The sequence below is a fragment of the Sphingomonas sp. CCH15-F11 genome (assembly GCF_001557005.1).
Taxonomy (GTDB): Bacteria; Pseudomonadota; Alphaproteobacteria; order Sphingomonadales; family Sphingomonadaceae; genus Sphingomonas.
In genome coordinates, this window is record NZ_LSKG01000023.1 from 1 (window position 1) to 226 (window position 226).

Annotated in this window: 1 pseudogene; it reads right to left on the reverse strand. The window is 75.7% G+C overall.

Features of this window, described 5'->3' with window-relative positions:
- Positions 1-23 precede the first annotated feature (23 nt).
- Positions 24-226: pseudogene (locus tag AX709_RS02465) on the reverse strand (SOS response-associated peptidase); the annotation flags it as partial.

Here is a 226-nt window from a genome sequence, read left to right on the forward strand (position 1 = left end):
CTCCCGCCCCGGCCCCCGCCAAACTACCGCACCACCCGATCCACCCGCAGCACCCCCGCCGGCAATGGCGCGATCAACTCCGCCGCCGGCACCACCCCCGCGATCCAGTCGGCCCAGCGGGCAGCGGGCAGCAGCACGACCTGGCGCGGATGATAGGGCGCGACATCGGGGCCGGGTTCGCAGGTGAGCATGGTGAAGGCCTCCCCCACCGCGGCGTCGCGCCGCC